The sequence below is a fragment of the Dermacoccus sp. BD5 genome, assembly GCF_044878485.1.
GTDB lineage: Bacteria > Actinomycetota > Actinomycetes > Actinomycetales > Dermatophilaceae > Dermacoccus > Dermacoccus nishinomiyaensis.
Genome location: NZ_JANJER010000011.1, coordinates 12,700 through 32,526 on the forward strand (window position 1 = coordinate 12,700; position 19,827 = coordinate 32,526).

Here is a 19,827-nt window from a genome sequence, read left to right on the forward strand (position 1 = left end):
TCAGCCGCTCGCCTCAGCGCGTCAGCGGCGGAAAAGCACGTCGAGGTGCGCCTTGTCCTTGCTCACACCCCTGACGGTGACCTGGACGCCGCTGCCTGCCGTCAGCGTCGAACCCGTCGGGTTGGAGGCGTCGTAGTAGTTCGTCGCCTTCGTGTCGTCGAACGTCGACACGCCCTTGCTCTTCGGGAACGTCGTGGCGTCACCGTTGCGGTGCAGCGTCAGCGACGGCATCGAGGACGAGCCGAACACCGCGTCCCAGGGCTGCAGCTTGTTCGACACGAGCGTGCCGTCCTTCCACTTCATCGCCTGCGCGTGCGAGTCGATGGGCAACACCTGGCCGTGGCCGGGGTGCTCGGAGACGTTGTTGTTCGCGTACTCGTTGTCGACGTACCACATGAGAACACCGGGCTGGAAGGCGAAGTGCTCGACACGCTCTGCCTGCTGCTTGAGATAACCGAAGTTGTACGGACCCGTCTTGAGGTAGCGGTCGTAGCCGTTGTACTGACGGTTCTCTGCGAGGTAGTAGTGCGTCTTCTTCTCGCTCGTCGTGCCCGATGAGAGGGTGAAGCCCTTCGCGACCCAGCCGTTCGTGCCCTTCTCGACGTCGTCCGACAGCAGTGTCGCGCCGTCGGCGACGATGCGGATGTCGTCGAGGAACGGGCCCGCCCCGTGGACGCCGCCGTCACTCGCGTAGCGGAAGCGGAAGTCGACCTTCTTGCCCGCGTAAGCGCTCAGGTCGTACGTGAGGTCGCTCCAGTTCTTCTTCTCACCGGAGACCTCCTTGCCGACCTGCGCCCAGGTGGCGCCACCGTCGGTGCTGACCTCGCCGTAGAAGAAGTCGTAGCCCTCCTCGGTGTCGTACCAGGCGGCCGTCGTCACGCTCGCGGACTTCTTGCCCGTGAGGTCGATCGAACGCGTCAACGTCGAGTTGAGGTTGTCGGCGCTGCCGCCCCACCACTCGTTGGCCCCCGACTGGGGCTTGTTGTACGTCGTCGTGATCGTCTTGTCTGGCAGGTTGATCAGGGCCGCCTGGCCGAGCGTCGCCGAGTCACGGTCGCTCGGACCGATCTGGACCTTCTTGCTCTTGCCGTAGCTCACCTTCGTGGCGTCGAGCCAGCCGAGCTGCAGCTTCTCCCACGGACCCATGTAGCCCGGGCGCGAACCGATGTCGGTCTTGCCGTCGCCGAGCCACGAACCGGCGCTCATGAGCGACCAGTACGAGACGTCGTTCTGAGCCTTGTTCGTCGTGTCGTACAGGTCCGGCAGGCCGAGGTCGTGACCGAACTCGTGCGTGAAGACACCGAGACCACCGTTCTCCGGCTCGGTCGTGTAGTCACCGATCCACAGGCCCGTGTCGCCGAGCGGCACACCACCGAGCTTGTTCTGCGACGGGCCGGCCTTGCCCGCGAGGTTCTGGTACGCGTACCAGCGGTGGCTCCAGATGGCGTCATCACCCTGGGCGCCACCGCCGGCCTCTTCGCCCTCGCCAGCGTGGATGGCCTGGAAGTGGTCGATGTAGCCGTCGGGCTCGTCGAAGTTGCCGTCGCCGTCGTAGTCGTAACGGTCCCACTTGTCGAAGCTCTGCAGGTACGCCTTGATCTGGGCGTCGCTCTTGCCCGCTGCCTTCTGCGCGTTGACCCACGCCGTGGCGCTGTCGGCGATGAAGGACCAGGAGCCCTCGGCCTCGCTCGTGCCATCACCCGAGACGGGGTTGTGGCCGTAGCGCGCCTCGTTGAAGGGCACCTTGACCCAGTCGCTCACGTCGCCCTCGACGTCGAAGCGGCCGTTCGACTGCTTGGAGTAGAAGTCCTTGAACGACTCCGAGCTGCCGAACATCATGTCGAAGTAGTGCTGACGGTTGAAGTCGGCCTTCCAGATCGTGCTGTTGTTGTCGGTCGCGCCGCCGTCCATCTTGCGGTCGGGCTGGGCAATCTTGTTGTGCAGCGGGCCGGGCGCGCCACCGGCGGCGGGCTTCGTCTGGTCACCGAACTCGACGAGGAAGCTCAGGATGTTCGCCTTCTGGTTGACGTCGTACTGGACGTAACGCGGCTTCGTCTTGCCCTTCTTGTCCTTGCCCTTGACCTCGATGACGCGCTTGCCGTTGACCTTCTTCGTGGCGGCCTTGCCCGTGACGAGAGCGCTGACGGCGGCGTCACGCAGGTCGGCCTTCTTCTCCGCGAGCGGGTTCGGACGGTCGTCGGACTTGCCGACGCGGGTCTGGCCCTCGCCTGCGGGCGGGGCGTTGTTGGCGGAGGCGACCGGGGCTGCGATGAGACCGAAGGCCGTCACCGTGCCGACGAGAGCCGCGGCCATGCGCGGCGTGTTCGAACGACGATGTGTCATGAGTACTCCAGGAGCAGAAGGGCGCCCACGTCCAGCACGTGAACACTGTGAAGATACCCAGCCTCCCCTCAGCGAACGGTGATGTCGCTTACAACATTTGCGTAACGAAGGGTGCTATCACGATCCGCCCCCGCCAGCGGATGGGAACGGCTCCAACGGCTGCTGATTACGCTGGAGCCATGAGTGAAGAGGCCGCCCCGTACCGCACCGCCGAACGCAAGCGCATCCGCACCGTCACGCTGCAGCAGTTGAAGGAGCGCGGTGAGCGTTTCTCGATGCTCACCTCCTACGACATGTACACGGCCGAGATCTTCGACGAGGCCGGCATCGAGACGCTCCTCGTCGGCGACTCGGCGGGCAACAACGTGCTCGGTTACGACACGACGCTGCCCGTCACCCTCGACGAACTCATCCCCCTCGTGCGTGCCGTCAGCGGCGCTGCCCAGCACGCCCTCGTCGTCGCGGATCTGCCGTTCGGCAGCTACCAGGAATCGCCGCAGCAGGCGTTCGCGAGCGCCGCGCGACTCATGAAAGAGGGACGCGCGCACGCGGTCAAGCTCGAGGGCGGGGCGCACATGGCGCCCACCGTCGAGCATCTCGTGCGCGGCGGCATCCCCGTCATCGCACACATCGGGTTCACGCCGCAGAGTGAGCACACGCTCGGCGGGTACCGAGTCCAGGGCCGCGGCGACGACGCCGAGCGCATGGTCGCCGAGGCGCGGGCGCTGCAGGACGCGGGGGCTTTCTGCGTGCTCATGGAGATGGTGCCGGCGCCCGTCGCGCAGCAGGTGACGGACGCGCTGCGCGTGCCGACGATCGGCATCGGCGCCGGCGCCGGATGCGACGGTCAGGTGCTCGTGTGGACCGACTTCGCCGGCCTGCGTGACGGCCGCTATCCGCGCTTCGCCAAGAAGTTCGCCGACGTGCGCAGCGTGCTGCTCGACGCGGCGCGCACCTACCGCGAAGACGTCGCCTCCGGCACGTTCCCGGCGCCCGAGCACAGCTTCGAGAGCTGACGCCCGCGCTCGTTGTTCGCGCGGGACGCGAGAGGATCGGGTATGTCAGCGCTGGTGTGAGGGTGCTGAGTCGGCGGCGTCACGTTCGGGCCGGGCGGCACCCCATCCGGCGCGCATGAGCTTGGCGGGCCAGTAGGCGAGCATCGCGGCGGCGAGGACGCCGAAGATCGCGTTCACGACGACGGCGGCGCTCAGGCCGGCGAGCGCCGTCATGCCGGACAGGGCGAACGGCCCGATCGTCGAACCGGTGTCACTGAGCTGGCGCCACAGGCCGAGGAACGGCGCGCGTCCGACGTCGGGCGAGAAGTCGGCGCCGAGCGTCATCACCATGCCAGAGCCGATGCCGTTGCCGAACCCGAGCGCGCAGCTCGCGGCGAGCACCGCGGCGAAGGTGTGGGCGAACGGCAGCGCGACGAGGGCTGCGGCCATGATGAGCATCGACGGTACGGCGACGGCGGCGCGCCCCCGCACGTCCATGACCTTGCCGGCCGGGTAGAACACGAGCATGTCGATGCCGCCCGCGATCCCGTAGATGGCGCTCGTCGACTGCTCGTCGAGGCCGATGTGCGTGCACCACAGCGGGATGACGACCTGCCGTGTCGCGCGCACGGCCGACACGAGCAGGACGCCGAGCCCGACCGTCAGCAGTACGCGCGCGAACGAGCGTGCGACGGTGCGGGTGGAGACCCGTTCGACGGGCCCGGTTCCGGCCCGCTCGACATCCTCCATGAGCAGCGCGCACCACGTCGCGAGCGCGAGGAAGACGATGGCGAGGACGAAGACGGAACGCCCGCCGAACACTCCGATGAGGGCGGCGCCGACGAGGGGGCCGACGAACATGCCGATGCGACCCACGCCGCCGAGCAGCGACAACGCGCGCGCCCGGTGCGTGGGCGGCACGGCCTCCGTCAGGTACTTCTGGCGCGCGAGCATGTAGACCGACGACGCCATGCCGATGATGACGACACCGAGCATGAGCGCGACGAGGCTCGGCGCGAGGCACAGCAGGCATCCCGCGGCCGTGACGACGCCCGCGAGCACGAGCGCGCGACGTTCGCCGAGGCGCTGCGTGATGAGTGAGGCGGGGATGTTCGACACGAGCGAGCCGAGCCCGATGAGCATCGCGACGAAAGCCGCGAGCGCCACCGACGCGCCGCGCGCCACGGCCGTCGAGGGGATGACGGGCAGGATGGCGCCCTCAGCGGCACCGAACAGCAGCGTCGGGCCATAGGCGGGGATCGCGAGCCGCCGCAGATCGAACCCGAGCTCGCTCACCTGTGCTCCCCTTCTTCGCACCCGTCGTTGCATTGCGATGCTATGCGTCGATGGCGTGGGGCGCGTCAGCGTCTCACGTGGGGCTCATGGGCGGCCCTACCCGGCAGGCAACGGTGACATTCCTGGCCAGATGCGCGCGTCGGATCAGCCGCATCACGCCGCGCCAGATCATGACGACGGGCCGCATCCCTCGTGGGATGCGGCCCGTCGCGCGTGGATGGGTGCGTCAGTCGTCGCCGTTGAAACGACGCTCTTCAGCGTCCCACTCCTCGCTGCGCTTGTGCGCGGATTCGATGGCGTCGCGCGCCGCGGCCTCGGTGGCGTAGGGGCCGAGCATGTCGCTCTTGGCGTTGGTCTCCTCCCCCTGCTCCACGGCACCGGTGTTGACGTTGTACCAGTAGGCCATGACGACTCACCTCCTCGCGCCTGCGGGCGCGTCTTGTGCGGGCGCCGAGCCCTGTCGGACCCGGCCTCTAGACTCAACCCTATGACGACGACGCGCTCCACGACCACGTCCGGCCGCACGATCACCGCGGGCACGATCAGCCCGCGCCGCAGCGTGCCTCAGAAGATCGCCCGCCCCGAGTACGTCGGGCGCGACGAGGCGCGCGAGGGCTTCGAGTCGTACGTCAAGGACGCGGAGACGATCGAACGCCTGCGCGTCGCCGGGCGCATCGCCGCGGGCGCGATGGAGGAGGCGGGCAAGGCCGTCGCCCCCGGTGTCACGACCGACGAGCTCGACCGCATCGCTCACGAGTACATGCTCGACCACGGCGCCTACCCCTCGACGCTCGACTACCTCGGCTTCCCGAAGTCGCTGTGCACGAGCGTCAACGAGGTCATCTGCCACGGCATCCCCGACTCGACGGTGCTCGAGGACGGCGACATCGTGAAGCTCGACGTCACGGCCTACAAGGACGGCGTGCACGGCGACAACTGCGCGACGTACCTGTGCGGCGACGTCGACGACGAGTCGCGCCTGCTCGTCGAACGCACGAAGGAGGCGATGATGCGCGGCATCCGCGCCGCGAAGCCGGGGCGGCAGGTCAACGTCATCGGCCGTGTCATCGAGCAGTACGCGAAGCGGTTCGGCTACGGCGTCGTGCGTGACTACACGGGCCACGGCATCGGCACCGAGTTCCACAACGGCCTCATCATCCCGCATTACGACGCGGCGCCCCACTACGACGACGTCATCGAGGTGGGCATGGTCTTCACGGTCGAGCCCATGCTCAACCTGGGTTCGGGCGAGTCGGCCCCGACATGGGACGACGGCTGGACGGTCGTGACGGCCGACGGCTCGCGTTCGGCGCAGTTCGAGAACACCCTCGTCATCACCGAGACGGGCCCGCAGATCCTCACCAGCGTCGACTGACGTTGCCGCAGGCCCAGCGCCTGCGCACGAGGGCTGACGGGCGGCGCGGTTAGGCTGTCGACGAGTTCGTCGCCGCACGCGAGATGTCGGTGGCCCCGTCCCGTGCAGTGCGATTCCCCTGCAGTTGATCAAGGAGCCCGAGCATGACCCGCACGTCCTATCCCCTCGGCATCGACGTCGGCGGAACCGGCATCAAGGGTGCCCCCGTCGACCTCGACAAGGGCGCGTTCGCTTCGGAGCGCATCCGTTTCGAGACGCCCGCGGGTGCCTCGCCTGACGCTGTCGCGGACGTCATCGCCCAGATCGTCGAGCACTTCGCCGACATGATCGGCGACGAACCGATCGGCGTGACGATTCCCGGCGTCGTGCAGCACGGCGTCGTGCGTACGGCCGCGAACATCGACAAGGCTTGGATCGGGACGAACGCCGAAGAGCTCATCTCAGCGCATATCGGGCGCGACGTGCTCGTGGTCAACGACGCCGACGCGGCCGGCATTGCAGAGAACTTCTACGGCGCGGCGAAGGACACGGACGGGCTCGTGCTCGTCACGACGCTCGGCACCGGCATCGGCACCGCCGTCATCAACGACGGTGTGCTCGTACCGAACTCGGAGCTCGGCCACATCGAGGTCGAGGGCCACGACGCCGAGACGCGGGCCGCTCACTCGGCGAAGGAGCGCGAGGAACTGTCGTACGGCAAGTGGGCCAAGCGACTCACGAAGTACTACACCTCGCTGGAGAACCTGCTGTGGCCCGACCTGTTCGTCGTCGGCGGTGGCGTGTCGAAGAAGGCCGAGAAGTTCCTGCCACTGCTCGACATCCGCACGCCCATCGTGCCCGCCAAGCTCGAGAACGCCGCCGGCATCGTCGGCGCAGCGCGCCTCGCGCACGATCGGCACGTGAAGTAGCGGCCACTGCTCGGCCGCCACCTGCGACCAGGTGCGCCCGAGAACTCGCCCGATGACGACGAGGCCGGCTTCCCGCAGTGTGCGGGAGCCGGCCTCGGTCGCTTCGTGGCGTGCTCACCCAGGGTGGTGGTGCGCGGCTGTTCGGGCCGTGGTGGGGCTCCGAGTCACCTGCCGGTTCGCGCACTCGGGGTGGTGGGCGCGTCGAACGCGATGCCTCAACTCTTGCAATGTCGATCATGCTGCGCAACACCCACGGCCTTGATTGGTCATTATGATCAAGGTGGCGGGGTGTCATACGTCGTTGCTTGGCCACGACGCCCAGGTGAGCACGCACCGGGCCCTTCCGGCGTCAGGCTCGGGTGGGCGTGAACTGCCCGTGCGACCTGCGCGGTGCAGCGCACTGGACTGTGCTTCAGGCCATGGATGCGGTGCGCTGAGCACGCGTCACGACTGGAACGAGGATGATCATGGATCGACGCTCCCCCGCCCGACGCGGCGCAGCTCGACAAACAGACACGGCGCCAGGCACGGCGACGACGTCCGCGACCGCGACGTCATCTGGGTCGCCGCGCCCGACCTCACCGCCGCAGCTCGACGAGACGGATCGGCTGCTCCTGCTCGCTCTCGACGAGGACCCGCGGATGACGACGATGGCGCTCGCGCAGCGTTGCGGCCTGGCCCGCGGCACGGTGCACGCGCGCCTGGAGCGGTTTCGCGAGCGCGGCATCCTGCGACTCAACAGTGCGCGCGTCGACCCGGCGACGCTCGGACGGCCCATGAGCGCGATGGTGGCGGTCGAGCTGGATCAGCACGACATCTCGGGCGCGATCGACGGGTTGGCGCAAATCCCCGAGGTGCTCGAGTGCTTCGCGCCGGCCGGCGAGACGGACCTTCTCGTGCGCGTCGTCGCGCGCGACCCTGACGACCTCTATCGCGTCAGCGAGGAGATCCGCCTGTGCCCCGGCGTCACCCGAACCCGCACGAGCGTCTACCTGCGCCGCGTCATCCCCTACCGTATCGACCCGCTGTTGCGCGAAGGCATCGACGAACCGACGTCTGCGCGCGACCGGCGGGGGTGAGGCGGCGGGACGGGGCGACGGGGCGGACGACGACGTGGGTGCGCGAGGCGCATCGCGGGGTGGAACCGAGCCACGTGCTCGAGGAGCTGCTGGCAGTTCCGGCGGTCAAGCGTGGGAGCCGACGCTGCACCTCACGCAGTCGCCCGCGGTGCTGGGCACCGCGGAACCGAGGCGACCGACACGCTCCCAGCGCGGGCGCGGGTGTGGTCGACTGGAGCCATGAGCGACGACATGACGCAGCGTCCCGGTGGGCGGCCCGATCCGATGCGCACCCTGACGGCAGCGGAGGTGGCCGCGCAGGCCCCGGCCGGGTGGGCGCAGATCATGGGGTCACTGCGGGCGCGCTACCGCACGGGCGACTTCGCGACGGGGTTGCGGCTCGTGAACCTCATCGGCGAGTCGGCGGAACGGTGGGATCACCATCCCGACGTCACCCTGACGTACGGGGACGTCATCGTCAGCCTCGTCAGCCATGACGTCCGCGGCATCACGAGCCGCGATCTACGGATGGCGAGGTTGAGCGCCGAGCACGCGGCGCACCTGGGCCTCGAACCGGACGTGGCCGGTCTCACCCAGATCGATCCGGGGCTCGACACTGCACACGCGGACGAGGTCGCTCCCTTCTACTCGGCGCTCTTCGCTGCGCCGCTGCGTGACGGTGAGCCCGTCGACCCGAGCGGCCAGACGCCGACGGTGTGGTGGCAGGCCCCGGATGATGCGGACTCCCCCGATGGCGATGCGGCCGACGATTCCCAGCTCCCGCCGACGGATCACGAGCAGCGTTGGCACTTCGACGTCTGGGTGGCGGCGGAGGCCGCCGAGCAGCGGCTGGCAGCCGTTCTCGATGCCGGCGGCCGCCTCGTCAGCGACGCCCACGCCCCGTCGTTCTGGGTCGTCGAGGACGCTGACGGCAACCGTCACTGCATCTGCACGCCCGCCGGGCGATGAGGGACTGGGCCGACGTCGCGGAGGGCTACCGCCGATCGTTTGCACGGGCTTGCGCGGGCGCCACCGGGCCGCTCCTCGCCGCAACGAATGACCAGCGCGGCCACAGCGACGACGTCGTGCGCCATCTCGACGTCGGGTGCGGCGACGGTCGCTTGGCCGCTGCCGCGTCAGAGACCGGTCGTGCGGTCGTCGCGTGCGACGCGGACGCGACGATGTGCGAACTCACCCGCTCTTCGGCACCCCACGTGGCCACTCTGAAAGCAGCGCTGCCTGAACTCCCTTTCTGCTCCGGCAGCTTCGACATCGTGACGGCCAATTTCGTCATCAATCACGTCGAGGCACCGTGCGCGTCGATGCGCGAGCTGTCCCGCGTCTGCCGTCGTGACGGGATCGTGGCGGCGACGATCTGGCCCGCCGGTGGCGCAGGGTTCGGCCCCTTGCTCCGCGAGGTGCTCTCCTGCCCCGATCTGACGCCGCTGCCTGACCAGTCCCTACCTGCCGATCAGGACTTCGAGCGAACCCGCCAGGGCCTCGGTTCCCTCTTCGCCGCGGCGGGGCTCGACGATGTCCGATCCACCGACATCAACTGGACGTGGACGGTGACGCCCGAGGACCTGTGGGCGGGCATCACGGCCGGCGTGGCGACGCCGGGCATGACGTACCTTGCTCAATCACCCGAGGTGAGGGCCCGGATGCGGGAGCTCTTCTTCGAGACGGCCCGCACGATGAGTGCCGAGGGGACGCTGACCTTCGATGCTCGCGCCGTGCTGGCGACCGGGCGCATTTCGTGAACCTCCGGTGGGCCTCACCGTGCGATGACGCGTGGCGTTTCCTCGGCGCAATGGGGTCGGCGGCGGGACGGGCCATCCCGTGACCGACGGTGCGCGACAGCGGACGTTGACTCAGTCACAGGCCCGCTGCGCTCGGCATCGCTGGGGTCGCTGCACGGCACCATAGCTGGCGAGGGGCAGCCGATCCGCTGGGGGTTTCTCGCAAAGGTACGGACCAGCCCGGCTTCGACCGGTCAACCCGGCGTGCAACAATCTCCACCATTCGAACATATGTGCGATAATGCGGCATGGGCAGCATCGTGCGGGAGAGCCTCGGGGCGCTCACCTGCCTGCCCGGCGACGAACTCGTCGAGACATGGCAGGCACTGACGCGCGTGGTAGCAGACCGGGCGCTCGCAAGCGGTTCCGCGCTGACGTCCGATGCGGACGACGGCGTGACCCTCGACGACCAGTGCGCAACCCTCGCGGCGACCCGCCGCGACCTCGAGCGAGCGACAGAGGCGGCGCGCAAGGTCACCCGGTTGGCGCAGACCGTCGTCGACCTCACCGCGCATGCTCATCACGACACGGTGCGGGCTCAGGATCATCTTGAGTTCGAACGCTTCGCACGTGCTGACGAGTCGTACCCGCTCGGGCCAGGCGAGTTCGCCCCCGCCCACCTCGCTGCGGTGCCCGGGATGCAACCCGGTACGGTCGCGGCGATGTCCGATGACGTCGCCGCACTACGCAGCCGCACCCGCGGTCGCTCGAGCAGCTGCACACGCTGACGCGCGCATGCCTGCGGTGCGCGCCATCCTGCACGAGCTGCAGCACCTCGAGCCCGAGGTCGCGTCCGGCATCGAGGCCGACCTGACGAAGGCCGGCGCCCACCGCCTCGGAGCCGACGCGGCACATGCGCGGGCGCTCACCCTGCTCCACCGGCAGGGTCTCGCGAAACCGCGCGACCCTGATGAGACCGCCCGTGAACACGCCGTCTGGTTCACTCCGCACCTCGATTTCGACGCGTTGACGCAACTGCACGTCACCCTCGACACGGGCGACGCGGTGGCGCTCGACGCCGTCATCGAGGAACGCGCGCGGTCGTTGCGCGAGAACAGCCCGCCCGGAGCGGCTCCCCCGGCCGGATCGCTGCGCGTCAAGGCGCTTCTCGACCTCGCACTGGAGAACAGCCGCGTCAGCACGACACTCCACCTGTGGCTCACCTACCCGGGCTGTCACATCGAAAAGGCCGCGCCGCGCTTCCACGCGGCATAGTGGGCCGCGGAAATCACGCGCGCGAGGCTTCGCCGCTTCCCGCATCGTGGCGGACGGCCTCGCGAAATCAGCGGCAACGCCCGGCAGGCGATCTTGAGGCTTCTGGGCAGCCGATGGCGACGTCGCCGTTCGGCCTCGAGGTGGGTCGAGCGGAAGCGACGTGGCAGGGCACACGAGTCGACAAGTCGCTCGGTGGCAACCGCCGTCGTACGCGCCGAGGAAGTCAGTCAGCCAATGCCGGTTGCCGTGATGACGATCGCCGGCAGGCGCCGAATCAGTGAACTGAGCCGAACGAGCGCTCCTCGCCGTCCGACGCGAGGGTCAGCCAGCTGGCCCCCGCCGCGGCCAGCCCCGACGACCGGCAAGGAGCGGCGGCGTTCGGCCGCGCAGGACAAGGCATGCGCAGAACAGGCAGTCGACCGCCGCGCAAACTCCGGCTCGCCACACGTCGAATAACCGACGACCCGCCCGATGGGACATCAGGCGGGTCGTCGCGGGTCAGGTCGGCGTCAGTCGAGGCGGTGCCACGCTGCGTCAGCGCGCTTGGCGCGAACGTCAGATGCCTTGGAGCGGGCGCCCGCTGCGGCGCCGACGAGCGTCCCCTTCGGGTCGTTCTTGAGCGACACAGCCGTCTTCTTCGCCGCGGGCACGCCGCGCTTGAGCGTCGAGCGCACCACGGGCAGGGCCGTCGCGAAAACGGGGAACATCGGCGAGAGCGACTTGTCGTACGTGCCGACGAGCATGTCCTCGTGCTTGGCGAACTGGCGCTTGAAGTCGCTGATGCCGTCATTGAGGAGCCCGTTGAAGTCATAGCGTTCGACGCCCTGCGCCTTGACGTGCGTCATCGCCCAGAACTTGAGGCCGTAGTTGAGGCGCAGCTTCATGCCACGCGGGCTGACGCCGCCGTACAGCTCGAACGCGGTCTTGCCGGAGACCACGAGCCACACGAACGCGACGACCTCGTCGCCCTCCCACGCCGCGATGAGCTGCGAGGCGGGGCCCATGAAGTCGCGGATCTGCTCGTGGTAGAGGTCGGAGTGCACGGCGAAGTTCGCGCGCTTCGCCGTCTCCTTGTTGATCGCGAGCACCTGATCTAGATCGGCCTGCTCGGTGACAAGACCGAACCGGGCGTTCTCGGCCTTGAACGACTTGCGCACGTTCTGACGGGTGGAGCTGCTCAGCTCCTTCATGATCGTGTCCTCGTCACGAGTGACGTCGACGATCAGCGTGTGCGGGATGAGCCCCGTGTTGTCACTGCGCACGTACCCCGCAGCCTCGACTTCGGCGAGCCACCCGGACGTCGGCCGGGCGACGAGGGACGCGATCTCGTCGTCGGACGCGCCCTTCTCGAGCGGCGCGAACGGCGCCTCCCAGTCGGGCTCGATCGTCAGGCCGATCGGGCCGTGCGTGTTCTTGACGTACTGCGCGAGCGCCGCGACGACGCGCGCGCGGTCTGCCTCGGCGGCCTGCGGGCCACGCGGCACGTAGGCGAGCGACTTGAACGGGGCCGGCAGGCGGCGCAGCAACACCTGCGCCGAGCCGACGACGTCGTCACCGTCACGCACGACGACGCGGTCGGCCGACCACTCGTACTGCGACTTCAGCTCGCCCCAACCCCACAACTGCAGCGGGTGGCCGCCGGAGGAGTTGACGAGGGCATTCCACTCGTCGCGGTCGTGGCACGAAGTCACCGAGAGCGTCATGCGCCCAGGTTATCGGCAGGCGCCAACACCCCACAAAGCCCGACGCCCCGGCCGCGACACGTCGCGTCGGCGGCCACGCCTGTCGGGCACTCGCCGGGGACTATCCCACCGAGCGGGCGCCGTCGGCTGCACTCTTGTGCGACGACAGCCTGATCCCCCCGCCCAGCGCTGCCGGGAGACCAGCTAGCCGCTCCCATTCATTCAGCACGTGTCCGCACACGGCGTCATTGGCAGCACTGAAGCGGCCTGCCGCCGATCGCACCACCCGCGTCATCCCGGGCGGGTCAAGCGGACAATTCGACGCTGTCGCCGACGGGCACGTCGATGACGTCGACGCCGCCGTCGCGGCCGAAGTCGGCGACGTGGTTGAGGAAGATGCCGCGCGCGGCGGGGGCGATGATCTGGTCGTGGATCGGCACGACGTGCTGCGGCGCGACGGCGCGGACGAAGGCAATGGTCTCCTTGACGGCCGACCACGGCGCGGCGAGCGGCACGCACAGAAGATCGATGTTCTCGGGGCGCCCCTCGAGCGAGTCACCGGGATGGAAGACGCGCGGCTCACCCGGCGCGCTCACGACGATGCCTACGTTGCCGACGCGCGGGATGTAGGGGTGGATCTCGGCGTGCGTCGAACCGACGCCCTCGAGCGTGACGCCCGCGACGTCGTACGTCTCGCCGGCCTTCGTCGCGGTGGCCTCGACGCCCTTGTCCGCGAGCAACTGTGCCGTCTGCGGCTCGGCGAACCACACCGCATCAGGGTTCTCGGCCCGCAGGCTGTCGATGGCGTCGGGGTCGAGATGGTCGGCGTGCTGGTGCGTGACGACGATCGCGTCGACGCCCTTGACGTCGTCGAACGAGCTGAACGTGCCGGGGTCGAACAGCACGCGAACGCCGCCGGCGTCGAGTTCGATACAGGAGTGACCGTGATGCGTGAGCTTCATGCCTCAACCGTAGGCCCGCCGCCGCCCCCGCGTCTGCTCGGGACGGTCGCGGCGGGCCGTGTGGCCAGCTGCCGGCCCCACACGACGCCGGGCAGGCATCCGTTCGGGCATTCGGGCGAAGGCCGCCTCGAACAAGAAAGACCCCGCAATTCCGCGGTTGTCGGCGCGTCAGCCTAGGGTGAGTGACGTGGAACTCATCACCGGAAAAACGGCCTACGACCTCACGTACAACGACGTCTTCATGGTGCCGTCGCGCTCGCGCGTCACGAGCCGTCTCGATGTCGACCTCACGACGAACGACGGGGTCGGCACGACGATCCCGCTCGTCGTCGCAAACATGACGGCGATCTCGGGTCGCCGCATGGCCGAGACGGTCGCCCGGCGCGGCGCGGTCGCCGTCCTGCCGCAGGACATTCCGATCGCAGCCGTTCAGGAGACCATCCGGCAAGTGAAGGCGAGCCACCCGACCTACGAGACGCCGGTGACGATCGCGCCGGACGCCCCCGTCAGCGACGTGCTCGCGCTGCTCGGCAAACGCGCACACCGCGTCGCCGTCGTCATCGGCGACGACCGCCGCCCCCTCGGCCTCGTGAGCGAGGCGCACTGCCTCGAGGTCGACCGCTTCAGCGTCATCGCCGACGTCATGACGCGCGACATCACGACCGTGGAATCCGGAGCCGACCTGCACGACACGTTCGACCTGCTCGAGCGTACGCACCGCGACATCGCCGTCGTCGTCGAGGCGGGCGGCGCCCTCGTCGGTGTCCTGACGAAACGCGGCATCCTGCGCTCCACGATCTACTCCCCCGCGCTCGACCCCGACGGCAAGCTGTCGATCGGCGTCGCCATCGGCATCAACGGTGACGTCGAGGGCAAGGCGACGACGATGCTCGAATCGGGTGCCGACGTCCTCGTCGTCGACACCGCCCACGGGCATCAGGAGAAGATGATCGACGCGCTCGGCGTCGTGCGGGCAGCCCGTGACGCTCACGAGACGTCCTCGGGGCGCCGCATCCCCATCGCGGCGGGCAACGTCGTCACTGCCGACGGTGCCCGTGACCTCGTCGAAGCGGGCGCCGATATCGTGAAGGTCGGCGTCGGGCCGGGAGCGATGTGCACGACCCGCATGATGACGGGTGTCGGGCGCCCGCAGTTCAGCGCGGTGCTCGAATGCGCAGCCGCGGCGCGCGAACTCGGCGCTCACGTCTGGGCTGACGGCGGCGTCAAGTATCCGCGTGACGTCGCGCTCGCCCTCGCGGCCGGGGGCGCGAGCGTCATGATCGGGTCGTGGTTCGCTGGCACCTGGGAGTCGCCCGGCGACCTCAACCGCGACGCCGACGGGCGCCTCTACAAGGAGTCGTTCGGCATGGCGTCGGCTCGTGCCGTGCGTGGCCGCACGTCATCGCAGGGTGCGTTCGAGCGTGCACGTTCGGCGCTGTTCGAGGAGGGCATCTCGTCCTCGCGCATGTACCTCGACCCGCAGCGGCCGGGTGTCGAAGACCTCATGGACTCGATCATCGCCGGCGTGCGCAGCTCGTTCACCTACGCGGGCGCAAAGACGATCGACGAGTTCCACGAACGTGCCCGCGTGGGTGTGCAGAGCGCCTCGGGCTACGACGAAGGGCGCCCGCGCCACACGAGTTGGTGACGGCGGAGCCTGCGCAGGCCGGCCTCACCCGGGCCGCATCGAGCACACGATGCGTCACCGGGATGGGGCGGGCTGGTCCGTCTGCGACGGTTCGAGGGTGAACTCGCGCATGCTGCGGATGAACAAGGGCACGACACTCGCGATGAGAAGGAAGCACGCGGCGACGGCAATGACCTGGCGGGCGCCGAACGTCTGGGCAAGGGGTGCGGCGAGCACCGAACCGAGCGGTAGCGCGACGAAGGACATGAGGATGTCCCAGGAATGCACGCGGCCCTGCAGCTCGCCGGGCACAGCCTGCTGAATGGCCGTCTCCCAATGCACGTCGTAGAAGAGCAGACCCGCGTATCCGACGGCGGCGAGCACCGCGATCGGCCACACCGAGTGAAAGACCGCGAAGCTGAAGGCCCACAACGGCATGAGCAGCAGCGGCGCCCACCCGCTGAAGAGCGGACGTCGCAGGTGGATGCGCGACCCGAGAGCTGCGCCGACAAACCCACCGAGCCCCTCGGCGGCGGCGACGATGCCGACGGCGTGGGCGCCACCCGCCTCTCTGGCGACGAGCAAGGGTGCCAGCACGAGGATCGCGCCGTTGCCGATGTGGTAGAAACCGGCCGCGAGCAAGCCGAAGAGCAGCCACGAGCGCGAGCGCACCGCGCGCCACCCGGCGACGAGTTGCTCGCCGAAGCTCTCATCCACTTCGGTGCCCTCGCCCGCTTCCGTGAGCTCGCTCGCCGTCGTGTCGACCTGACCCGCCCAGACGAGCACCGCCCCCAGGGAGACGACGAACGTCGCCGCGTTGACGGCGAAGCCGACTCCCGCGCCGGCGAACCCGACGACGGCTCCCCCGAGCACCGGGCCCAACATGAGCATGAGCTGACGCAGGCTCGTGATGGTCCCGTTCGTGCGCCGACGCGCCCCCGCCGGCACCACGGCGCGCCGCCACGTCATGAACGCAGGCCCGTAGAACGCACCGGCAGCCGCGGTGACGAAGGCGCATCCGACGATGACCGGCGTCGACCATGCGCCGGCCCAGAAGCAGCAGGCGAGGACGAGCCCGCACGCTGCGCGCACCGCGTCCGAGGCGGCCATGACGATGCGTGGCTGCACCCGATCCGCCCAGACCCCACCGAACAACGTGAACACGAGGCGTGCCACCGTCGTCGCGGTGATGGCCGCGGCCATCTGCCCGGCGCTACCGCCCGCCACGACGATCGCCACGGGCAATGCCACCACCTGGAAGGCATCACCCAGCCAGCTGAGCACCTGCCCGGTGAGCACGGCCGTCATGCGTGTCGTCATCGCGCCAGTATCGTCGATGTGGGACGGGCGGTGAAGCAAACGGGGCACCCCTGGGGGTGGGAGCGCCCCGTGCGCTCACCGTGTACTTTTCAGGCCATGAACGAACGTCCTCGCGTCCAGATCCGTCCCGTCGGGGGCCTGCCCGGGTGTCTCGGCATGATCCTGTTCTCGGTCATCGCCTCGATCGTGCTCACGCTGCTGCTCAACATGTGCAGCAGCGCGGCGACGCACTGACGGCCCCACGATCGCGACAGGCAGGAAGGCGCCACTCCTGCCGGATGGCGCCTTCCCGCCTGCTGTTGCGGGCTGGCGCCCGCGATGTTCGGGGGATGAGTCGGCCTATAAGCCGGGTTGTGTTCCGCGCGCCATTGCTGGCATCGCTTCGGCGATCATCCATCTAGGCCCTGCATTGCTGCAGGGCTCGAGCGATCTACCCACATGCTCAGCGGGCCGCTTCGACGCATGCTGTCTGATCTTGCTCCGGGTGGGGTTTACCGAGCCGCCCCAGTCGCCTGGGGCGCTGGTGGTCTCTTGCACCACCGTTTCACCCTTGCCGCGCTCATGAGCGTGGCGGTCTGTTCTCTGTGGCACTTTCCCGCGGGTCGCCCCGGGTGGCTGTTAGCCATCACCCTGCCCTGTGGAGCCCGGACTTTCCTCGGCGAGAGCGAACTCTCGACGCGACCGCCCGGCCGACTCATCCGCGCGCAAGCTTACCTTTGCCTGCGGGTGCCGACGCATCCGACCGGCCCATGACGGGCGACGACCCAGCTGCGTCACATGATGCCGCCCGAGTCGGTCACGCCTGACGCACCCAGCACGATGTGACGCAGCGAGGCGTCAGTACCTCACGCGAGGGCGAACGTCAGCTTCCCCGTCGCGATGTCGGCGCCCGTCAACGTCACCTCACACGCCTCACCGAGCGCAGGGGCCGCAGCGTCACCGACCTTCACCGTCGCGACAACGGCGTGGTCGACGAGCTGGATCGTCGGCTCGCCCTTGCCGTGGCCGTGGTCTCCGTCCTCGACGACGAACGCCGCGAACGTCTCCCCGACGTCGGACGACAGCGCGGCCGCCTCGACGCGGTCGACGCACGCGCGGTCGATCTTGCGCGCCAGCGAGTCGGTGCGCTTCATGATCTCGGGCAGCTCGACGAGCGCCTCGCGCGCCCAAGCCGGTACCTCGCGCCCGTTGGAGACGGCCTCGCAGACGACGAGCCCGAAGCGGTCGACGAGCCGCCGCAGCGGCGCGGTGACGTGCGCGTACGGCGCCGCGACGGCGGCCTGCTCGGTGATCTCGGGCGTCGCGATGGCCGGGTTGTCGCGGTCGAACGGCGTGTACGCGGCACCGCGGAACAGCCCGACGGCCTCGTGGACGAGCGCGAGATGGTGCGGGTCATCACGATCGAGGGAGCGCAGGAACGCGCCGTACGTCTGGTCCTCGGCCCATGCCACGCCGAGCGCTTTCGCCTGCAGGCGGAACCGCGCGACGTCGCGCTCGTCGGCCTTCGGCATCGTGCGCAGGATGCCGATGCCGGCGTCGAGCATCATCCGCGCCGCCACCATGCCGGTCATGAGGGAAATCTGCGCGTTCCAGTCCTCGCTCGGTACGGGTGGGCGGAAGTGCACCTCGTAGTCGCCGGGGCTCGGCTCGCTCACCTCCTGCTCGGGCATCGGCAGCGACGCGCCACCACGCTCGATCTCCAGCTGCGCGCGTAACTCACCGATCTGACGCAGCAGCGCGAAGCGCTCGTCGACGGCGCCGCCCATCGCGCCCCCGCCGTCGACATTCCCCTGCACCTGCGTGTAGTCGAGCCGTTCGACGCTGCGGACCTGCGCGCGGTACAAACTCGCCGACGTCACCTCGCCGCGCGCGTCGAGATGCATGTCCCACACGAACGCCGAGCAGATCTGCCCCTCGAGCAGGCTCGCCGCACCTTCACTGAGTTCCTCGGGGTGCAACGGAATCCGCATGTCGGGCATGTAGATCGTCTGCCCGCGACGGCGCGTCTCGGCGTCGAGAGCGCCGCCGGGACGCACGTACAGCGGCACATCGGCGATGGCGTAGCGCACGTGGAAACCCTCGCCGTCACGCTCCAGGTGCATGGCCTGATCTAGGTCCATCGAACCGGCCGGGTCGATCGTGAAGAACGGCACGGACGTCTCGTCGCGCTCCGGTTTCTCGACGTGCGCGAGCGCGTCGAGAGCGTCGGCCACGGCGTCGGCCGGGTAGTCGGTGGCCAGCTCGTTCTCGGCGCGCAGGGCCTCGAACGAGCGCGCGAGCTCGCCGGAGGCGTCGGTGTTCTGCAGCAGGATGCGTGTGCTCGGCATGGCCCGAGCCTACGCGGCGAGCGCCTCGGCATGGCCCGTTCCACACCGGCACGCGACGCGGCTGCCCCCACCGCGCGCGAAGGCGAGCGACTCAGCGCCGGCGGGTGACCGAGCGCCTCGCCCACTACCCTGTGCCGGTGATCATCCTTCTGCCGCCGTCGGAGACCAAAGCGACGCGTGCCCGCGGTCGCGCCATGAACCTCGACTCGCTGAGCAACCCCGAACTGAACGACGCGCGCCGCAATGTCATCAACGCCCTGACGGCGGTGAGCGCTCGCCCCGACGCTGCGTCCGCCCTCAACGTCTCCCCCAACCTCACCGACGACATCGCCCGCAACACGCGCCTGACGACGGCACCCGCCCTGCCCGCGTCGTCGCTCTACACCGGCGTGCTCTACGACGCGCTCGATCTCGCCTCGCTCACCGGGGCGGACAAGACACGTGCCGGGCGGCGCGTCGTCATCTCCTCCGCCCTCTACGGAGCCGTGCGTCTGCGCGACGCGGTCGCTCCCTACCGGCTGTCGATGGCCGTCAACCTGCCGGGCATCGGCCCGCTCGCGAGCTTCTGGAAGCCACTGCTCGACGCGCCCTTGACCGAGGCCGCCGGGCGCGGCCTCGTCATCGACTGTCGATCATCGACGTACGCCGCGTCGTGGGCGCCATCCGGCGACCTTGCGAAACGCTGGGTGCACATCCGGGTGCCCGGGGCGACTCACATGGCGAAGCACACGCGTGGCCTCGTCACGCGCGCCCTCGTCACCGACCCGCGTGACCCGCGCACGCCGGCAGCCCTCGCCGAGCAGCTCGCCGAGACGTTCGACGTCGCCCTCACCGCGCCCAAGAGCGCGACGAAACCGTGGATCCTCGACGCCACGGCCCGATGACGACTGCCCACACCAGGTGCACGACGCGGTGTTCTC

18 protein-coding genes and 1 other RNA gene are annotated in these 19,827 nt (G+C 69.2%); 11 read left to right on the forward strand and 8 right to left on the reverse strand.

The features are described from left to right. Positions 1–21: 21 nt before the first annotated feature. Positions 22–2,343 (reverse strand): immune inhibitor A domain-containing protein, encoded by a 2,322-nt coding sequence (locus tag NQ706_RS09495; RefSeq protein ID WP_006944302.1) that lies wholly within the window; start codon positions 2,341–2,343, stop codon positions 22–24. 179 nt (positions 2,344–2,522) lie between these two features. On the opposite strand from NQ706_RS09495, the gene panB reads away from it, so the two are divergent. Next, the gene (panB, locus tag NQ706_RS09500; protein WP_050786456.1) at positions 2,523–3,359 is read left to right on the forward strand and encodes a 3-methyl-2-oxobutanoate hydroxymethyltransferase; all 837 of its coding nucleotides are present in this window, start codon (positions 2,523–2,525) and stop codon (positions 3,357–3,359) included. A gap of 45 nt (positions 3,360–3,404) precedes the next feature. On the opposite strand, the gene NQ706_RS09505 is transcribed toward panB, so the two are convergent. Together NQ706_RS09505 and NQ706_RS09510 are read right to left on the reverse strand one after the other, a co-directional pair. Beyond that, positions 3,405–4,667 carry an MFS transporter gene (locus NQ706_RS09505; protein WP_051805946.1) on the reverse strand — a complete coding sequence of 421 codons (1,263 nt, stop codon included), beginning with the start codon at positions 4,665–4,667 and terminating at the stop codon, positions 3,405–3,407. A 193-nt stretch (positions 4,668–4,860) separates the two neighbouring features. Further along, positions 4,861–5,040: a hypothetical protein gene (locus tag NQ706_RS09510; RefSeq protein WP_006944217.1), complete on the reverse strand. Its 180-nt coding sequence runs from the start codon at positions 5,038–5,040 to the stop codon at positions 4,861–4,863. Between the two features lie 81 nt (positions 5,041–5,121). On the opposite strand from NQ706_RS09510, the gene map reads away from it, so the two are divergent. From map to NQ706_RS09545, 7 genes are all read left to right on the forward strand, one after another. After that, positions 5,122–6,009, forward strand: a complete 888-nt coding sequence (map, locus tag NQ706_RS09515) for a type I methionyl aminopeptidase (protein ID WP_038568602.1) — start codon at positions 5,122–5,124, stop codon at positions 6,007–6,009. 143 nt (positions 6,010–6,152) lie between these two features. Beyond that, complete coding sequence (gene ppgK, locus NQ706_RS09520) at positions 6,153–6,917, forward strand: polyphosphate--glucose phosphotransferase (protein ID WP_006944296.1); 765 nt, start codon at positions 6,153–6,155, stop codon at positions 6,915–6,917. Between the two features lie 467 nt (positions 6,918–7,384). Continuing rightward, a complete protein-coding gene (locus NQ706_RS09525) occupies positions 7,385–7,996 on the forward strand; it encodes an Lrp/AsnC family transcriptional regulator (RefSeq protein ID WP_038571076.1) in 612 nt (203 codons plus the stop codon). A gap of 219 nt (positions 7,997–8,215) precedes the next feature. After that, complete coding sequence (locus tag NQ706_RS09530) at positions 8,216–8,944, forward strand: 4a-hydroxytetrahydrobiopterin dehydratase (protein ID WP_051805948.1); 729 nt, start codon at positions 8,216–8,218, stop codon at positions 8,942–8,944. Continuing rightward, positions 8,941–9,735 carry a class I SAM-dependent methyltransferase gene (locus NQ706_RS09535; RefSeq protein WP_051805949.1) on the forward strand — a complete coding sequence of 265 codons (795 nt, stop codon included), beginning with the start codon at positions 8,941–8,943 and terminating at the stop codon, positions 9,733–9,735. Before NQ706_RS09530 ends, NQ706_RS09535 begins: the two co-directional genes overlap by 4 nt. 287 nt (positions 9,736–10,022) lie before the next feature. Next, positions 10,023–10,502 (forward strand): hypothetical protein, encoded by a 480-nt coding sequence (locus NQ706_RS09540; protein WP_038568604.1) that lies wholly within the window; start codon positions 10,023–10,025, stop codon positions 10,500–10,502. A gap of 7 nt (positions 10,503–10,509) precedes the next feature. After that, positions 10,510–10,989: a hypothetical protein gene (locus NQ706_RS09545; RefSeq protein WP_038568605.1), complete on the forward strand. Its 480-nt coding sequence runs from the start codon at positions 10,510–10,512 to the stop codon at positions 10,987–10,989. Between the two features lie 509 nt (positions 10,990–11,498). On the opposite strand, the gene NQ706_RS09550 is transcribed toward NQ706_RS09545, so the two are convergent. After that, the gene (locus tag NQ706_RS09550) at positions 11,499–12,692 is read right to left on the reverse strand and encodes a peptidoglycan bridge formation glycyltransferase FemA/FemB family protein (RefSeq protein ID WP_038568607.1); all 1,194 of its coding nucleotides are present in this window, start codon (positions 12,690–12,692) and stop codon (positions 11,499–11,501) included. 284 nt (positions 12,693–12,976) lie between these two features. Next, positions 12,977–13,633: an MBL fold metallo-hydrolase gene (locus NQ706_RS09555; RefSeq protein WP_006944258.1), complete on the reverse strand. Its 657-nt coding sequence runs from the start codon at positions 13,631–13,633 to the stop codon at positions 12,977–12,979. 187 nt (positions 13,634–13,820) lie between these two features. Between NQ706_RS09555 and NQ706_RS09560 the strand changes: the two genes are divergently transcribed. Then, positions 13,821–15,281, forward strand: coding sequence for a GuaB1 family IMP dehydrogenase-related protein (locus tag NQ706_RS09560; RefSeq protein ID WP_038568609.1), 1,461 nt, complete (start codon positions 13,821–13,823; stop codon positions 15,279–15,281). Between the two features lie 54 nt (positions 15,282–15,335). Here the strand turns inward: NQ706_RS09560 and NQ706_RS09565 are convergent, their stop codons facing one another. Next, complete coding sequence (locus tag NQ706_RS09565; RefSeq protein WP_038568610.1) at positions 15,336–16,580, reverse strand: MFS transporter; 1,245 nt, start codon at positions 16,578–16,580, stop codon at positions 15,336–15,338. 96 nt (positions 16,581–16,676) lie between these two features. Between NQ706_RS09565 and NQ706_RS09570 the strand changes: the two genes are divergently transcribed. After that, a complete protein-coding gene (locus tag NQ706_RS09570) occupies positions 16,677–16,814 on the forward strand; it encodes a hypothetical protein (protein ID WP_006944181.1) in 138 nt (45 codons plus the stop codon). Positions 16,815–16,906: 92 nt separating this feature from the next. Here NQ706_RS09570 and rnpB read toward each other — a convergent pair. Together rnpB and NQ706_RS09580 are read right to left on the reverse strand one after the other, a co-directional pair. Further along, an RNA gene (rnpB, locus tag NQ706_RS09575) (RNase P RNA component class A) lies at positions 16,907–17,277 on the reverse strand. A 148-nt stretch (positions 17,278–17,425) separates the two neighbouring features. Continuing rightward, on the reverse strand, positions 17,426–18,907 hold the full coding sequence (locus tag NQ706_RS09580) for an RNB domain-containing ribonuclease (RefSeq protein WP_404360816.1): 1,482 nt from the start codon (positions 18,905–18,907) through the stop codon (positions 17,426–17,428). 137 nt (positions 18,908–19,044) lie between these two features. Here NQ706_RS09580 and NQ706_RS09585 point away from each other — a divergent pair, with 137 nt between their 5' ends. Further along, a complete protein-coding gene (locus tag NQ706_RS09585) occupies positions 19,045–19,791 on the forward strand; it encodes a YaaA family protein (protein ID WP_038571090.1) in 747 nt (248 codons plus the stop codon). Positions 19,792–19,827: the final 36 nt, after the last annotated feature.

Excerpts from the sequence above, each read along its gene's own strand:
- NQ706_RS09495 (WP_006944302.1), bottom strand. The coding sequence starts at position 2,343 with ATGACACATCGTCGTTCGAACACGCCGCGCATGGCCGCGGCTCTCGTC.
- panB (WP_050786456.1), top strand. The coding sequence starts at position 2,523 with ATGAGTGAAGAGGCCGCCCCGTACCGCACCGCCGAACGCAAGCGCATC.
- NQ706_RS09505 (WP_051805946.1), bottom strand. The coding sequence starts at position 4,667 with ATGCAACGACGGGTGCGAAGAAGGGGAGCACAGGTGAGCGAGCTCGGG.
- NQ706_RS09510 (WP_006944217.1), bottom strand. The coding sequence starts at position 5,040 with ATGGCCTACTGGTACAACGTCAACACCGGTGCCGTGGAGCAGGGGGAG.
- map (WP_038568602.1), top strand. The coding sequence starts at position 5,122 with ATGACGACGACGCGCTCCACGACCACGTCCGGCCGCACGATCACCGCG.
- ppgK (WP_006944296.1), top strand. The coding sequence starts at position 6,153 with ATGACCCGCACGTCCTATCCCCTCGGCATCGACGTCGGCGGAACCGGC.
- NQ706_RS09525 (WP_038571076.1), top strand. The coding sequence starts at position 7,385 with ATGGATCGACGCTCCCCCGCCCGACGCGGCGCAGCTCGACAAACAGAC.
- NQ706_RS09530 (WP_051805948.1), top strand. The coding sequence starts at position 8,216 with ATGAGCGACGACATGACGCAGCGTCCCGGTGGGCGGCCCGATCCGATG.
- NQ706_RS09535 (WP_051805949.1), top strand. The coding sequence starts at position 8,941 with ATGAGGGACTGGGCCGACGTCGCGGAGGGCTACCGCCGATCGTTTGCA.
- NQ706_RS09540 (WP_038568604.1), top strand. The coding sequence starts at position 10,023 with ATGGGCAGCATCGTGCGGGAGAGCCTCGGGGCGCTCACCTGCCTGCCC.
- NQ706_RS09545 (WP_038568605.1), top strand. The coding sequence starts at position 10,510 with ATGCCTGCGGTGCGCGCCATCCTGCACGAGCTGCAGCACCTCGAGCCC.
- NQ706_RS09550 (WP_038568607.1), bottom strand. The coding sequence starts at position 12,692 with ATGACGCTCTCGGTGACTTCGTGCCACGACCGCGACGAGTGGAATGCC.
- NQ706_RS09555 (WP_006944258.1), bottom strand. The coding sequence starts at position 13,633 with ATGAAGCTCACGCATCACGGTCACTCCTGTATCGAACTCGACGCCGGC.
- NQ706_RS09565 (WP_038568610.1), bottom strand. The coding sequence starts at position 16,580 with ATGACGACACGCATGACGGCCGTGCTCACCGGGCAGGTGCTCAGCTGG.
- NQ706_RS09570 (WP_006944181.1), top strand. The coding sequence starts at position 16,677 with ATGAACGAACGTCCTCGCGTCCAGATCCGTCCCGTCGGGGGCCTGCCC.
- NQ706_RS09580 (WP_404360816.1), bottom strand. The coding sequence starts at position 18,907 with ATGCCGAGCACACGCATCCTGCTGCAGAACACCGACGCCTCCGGCGAG.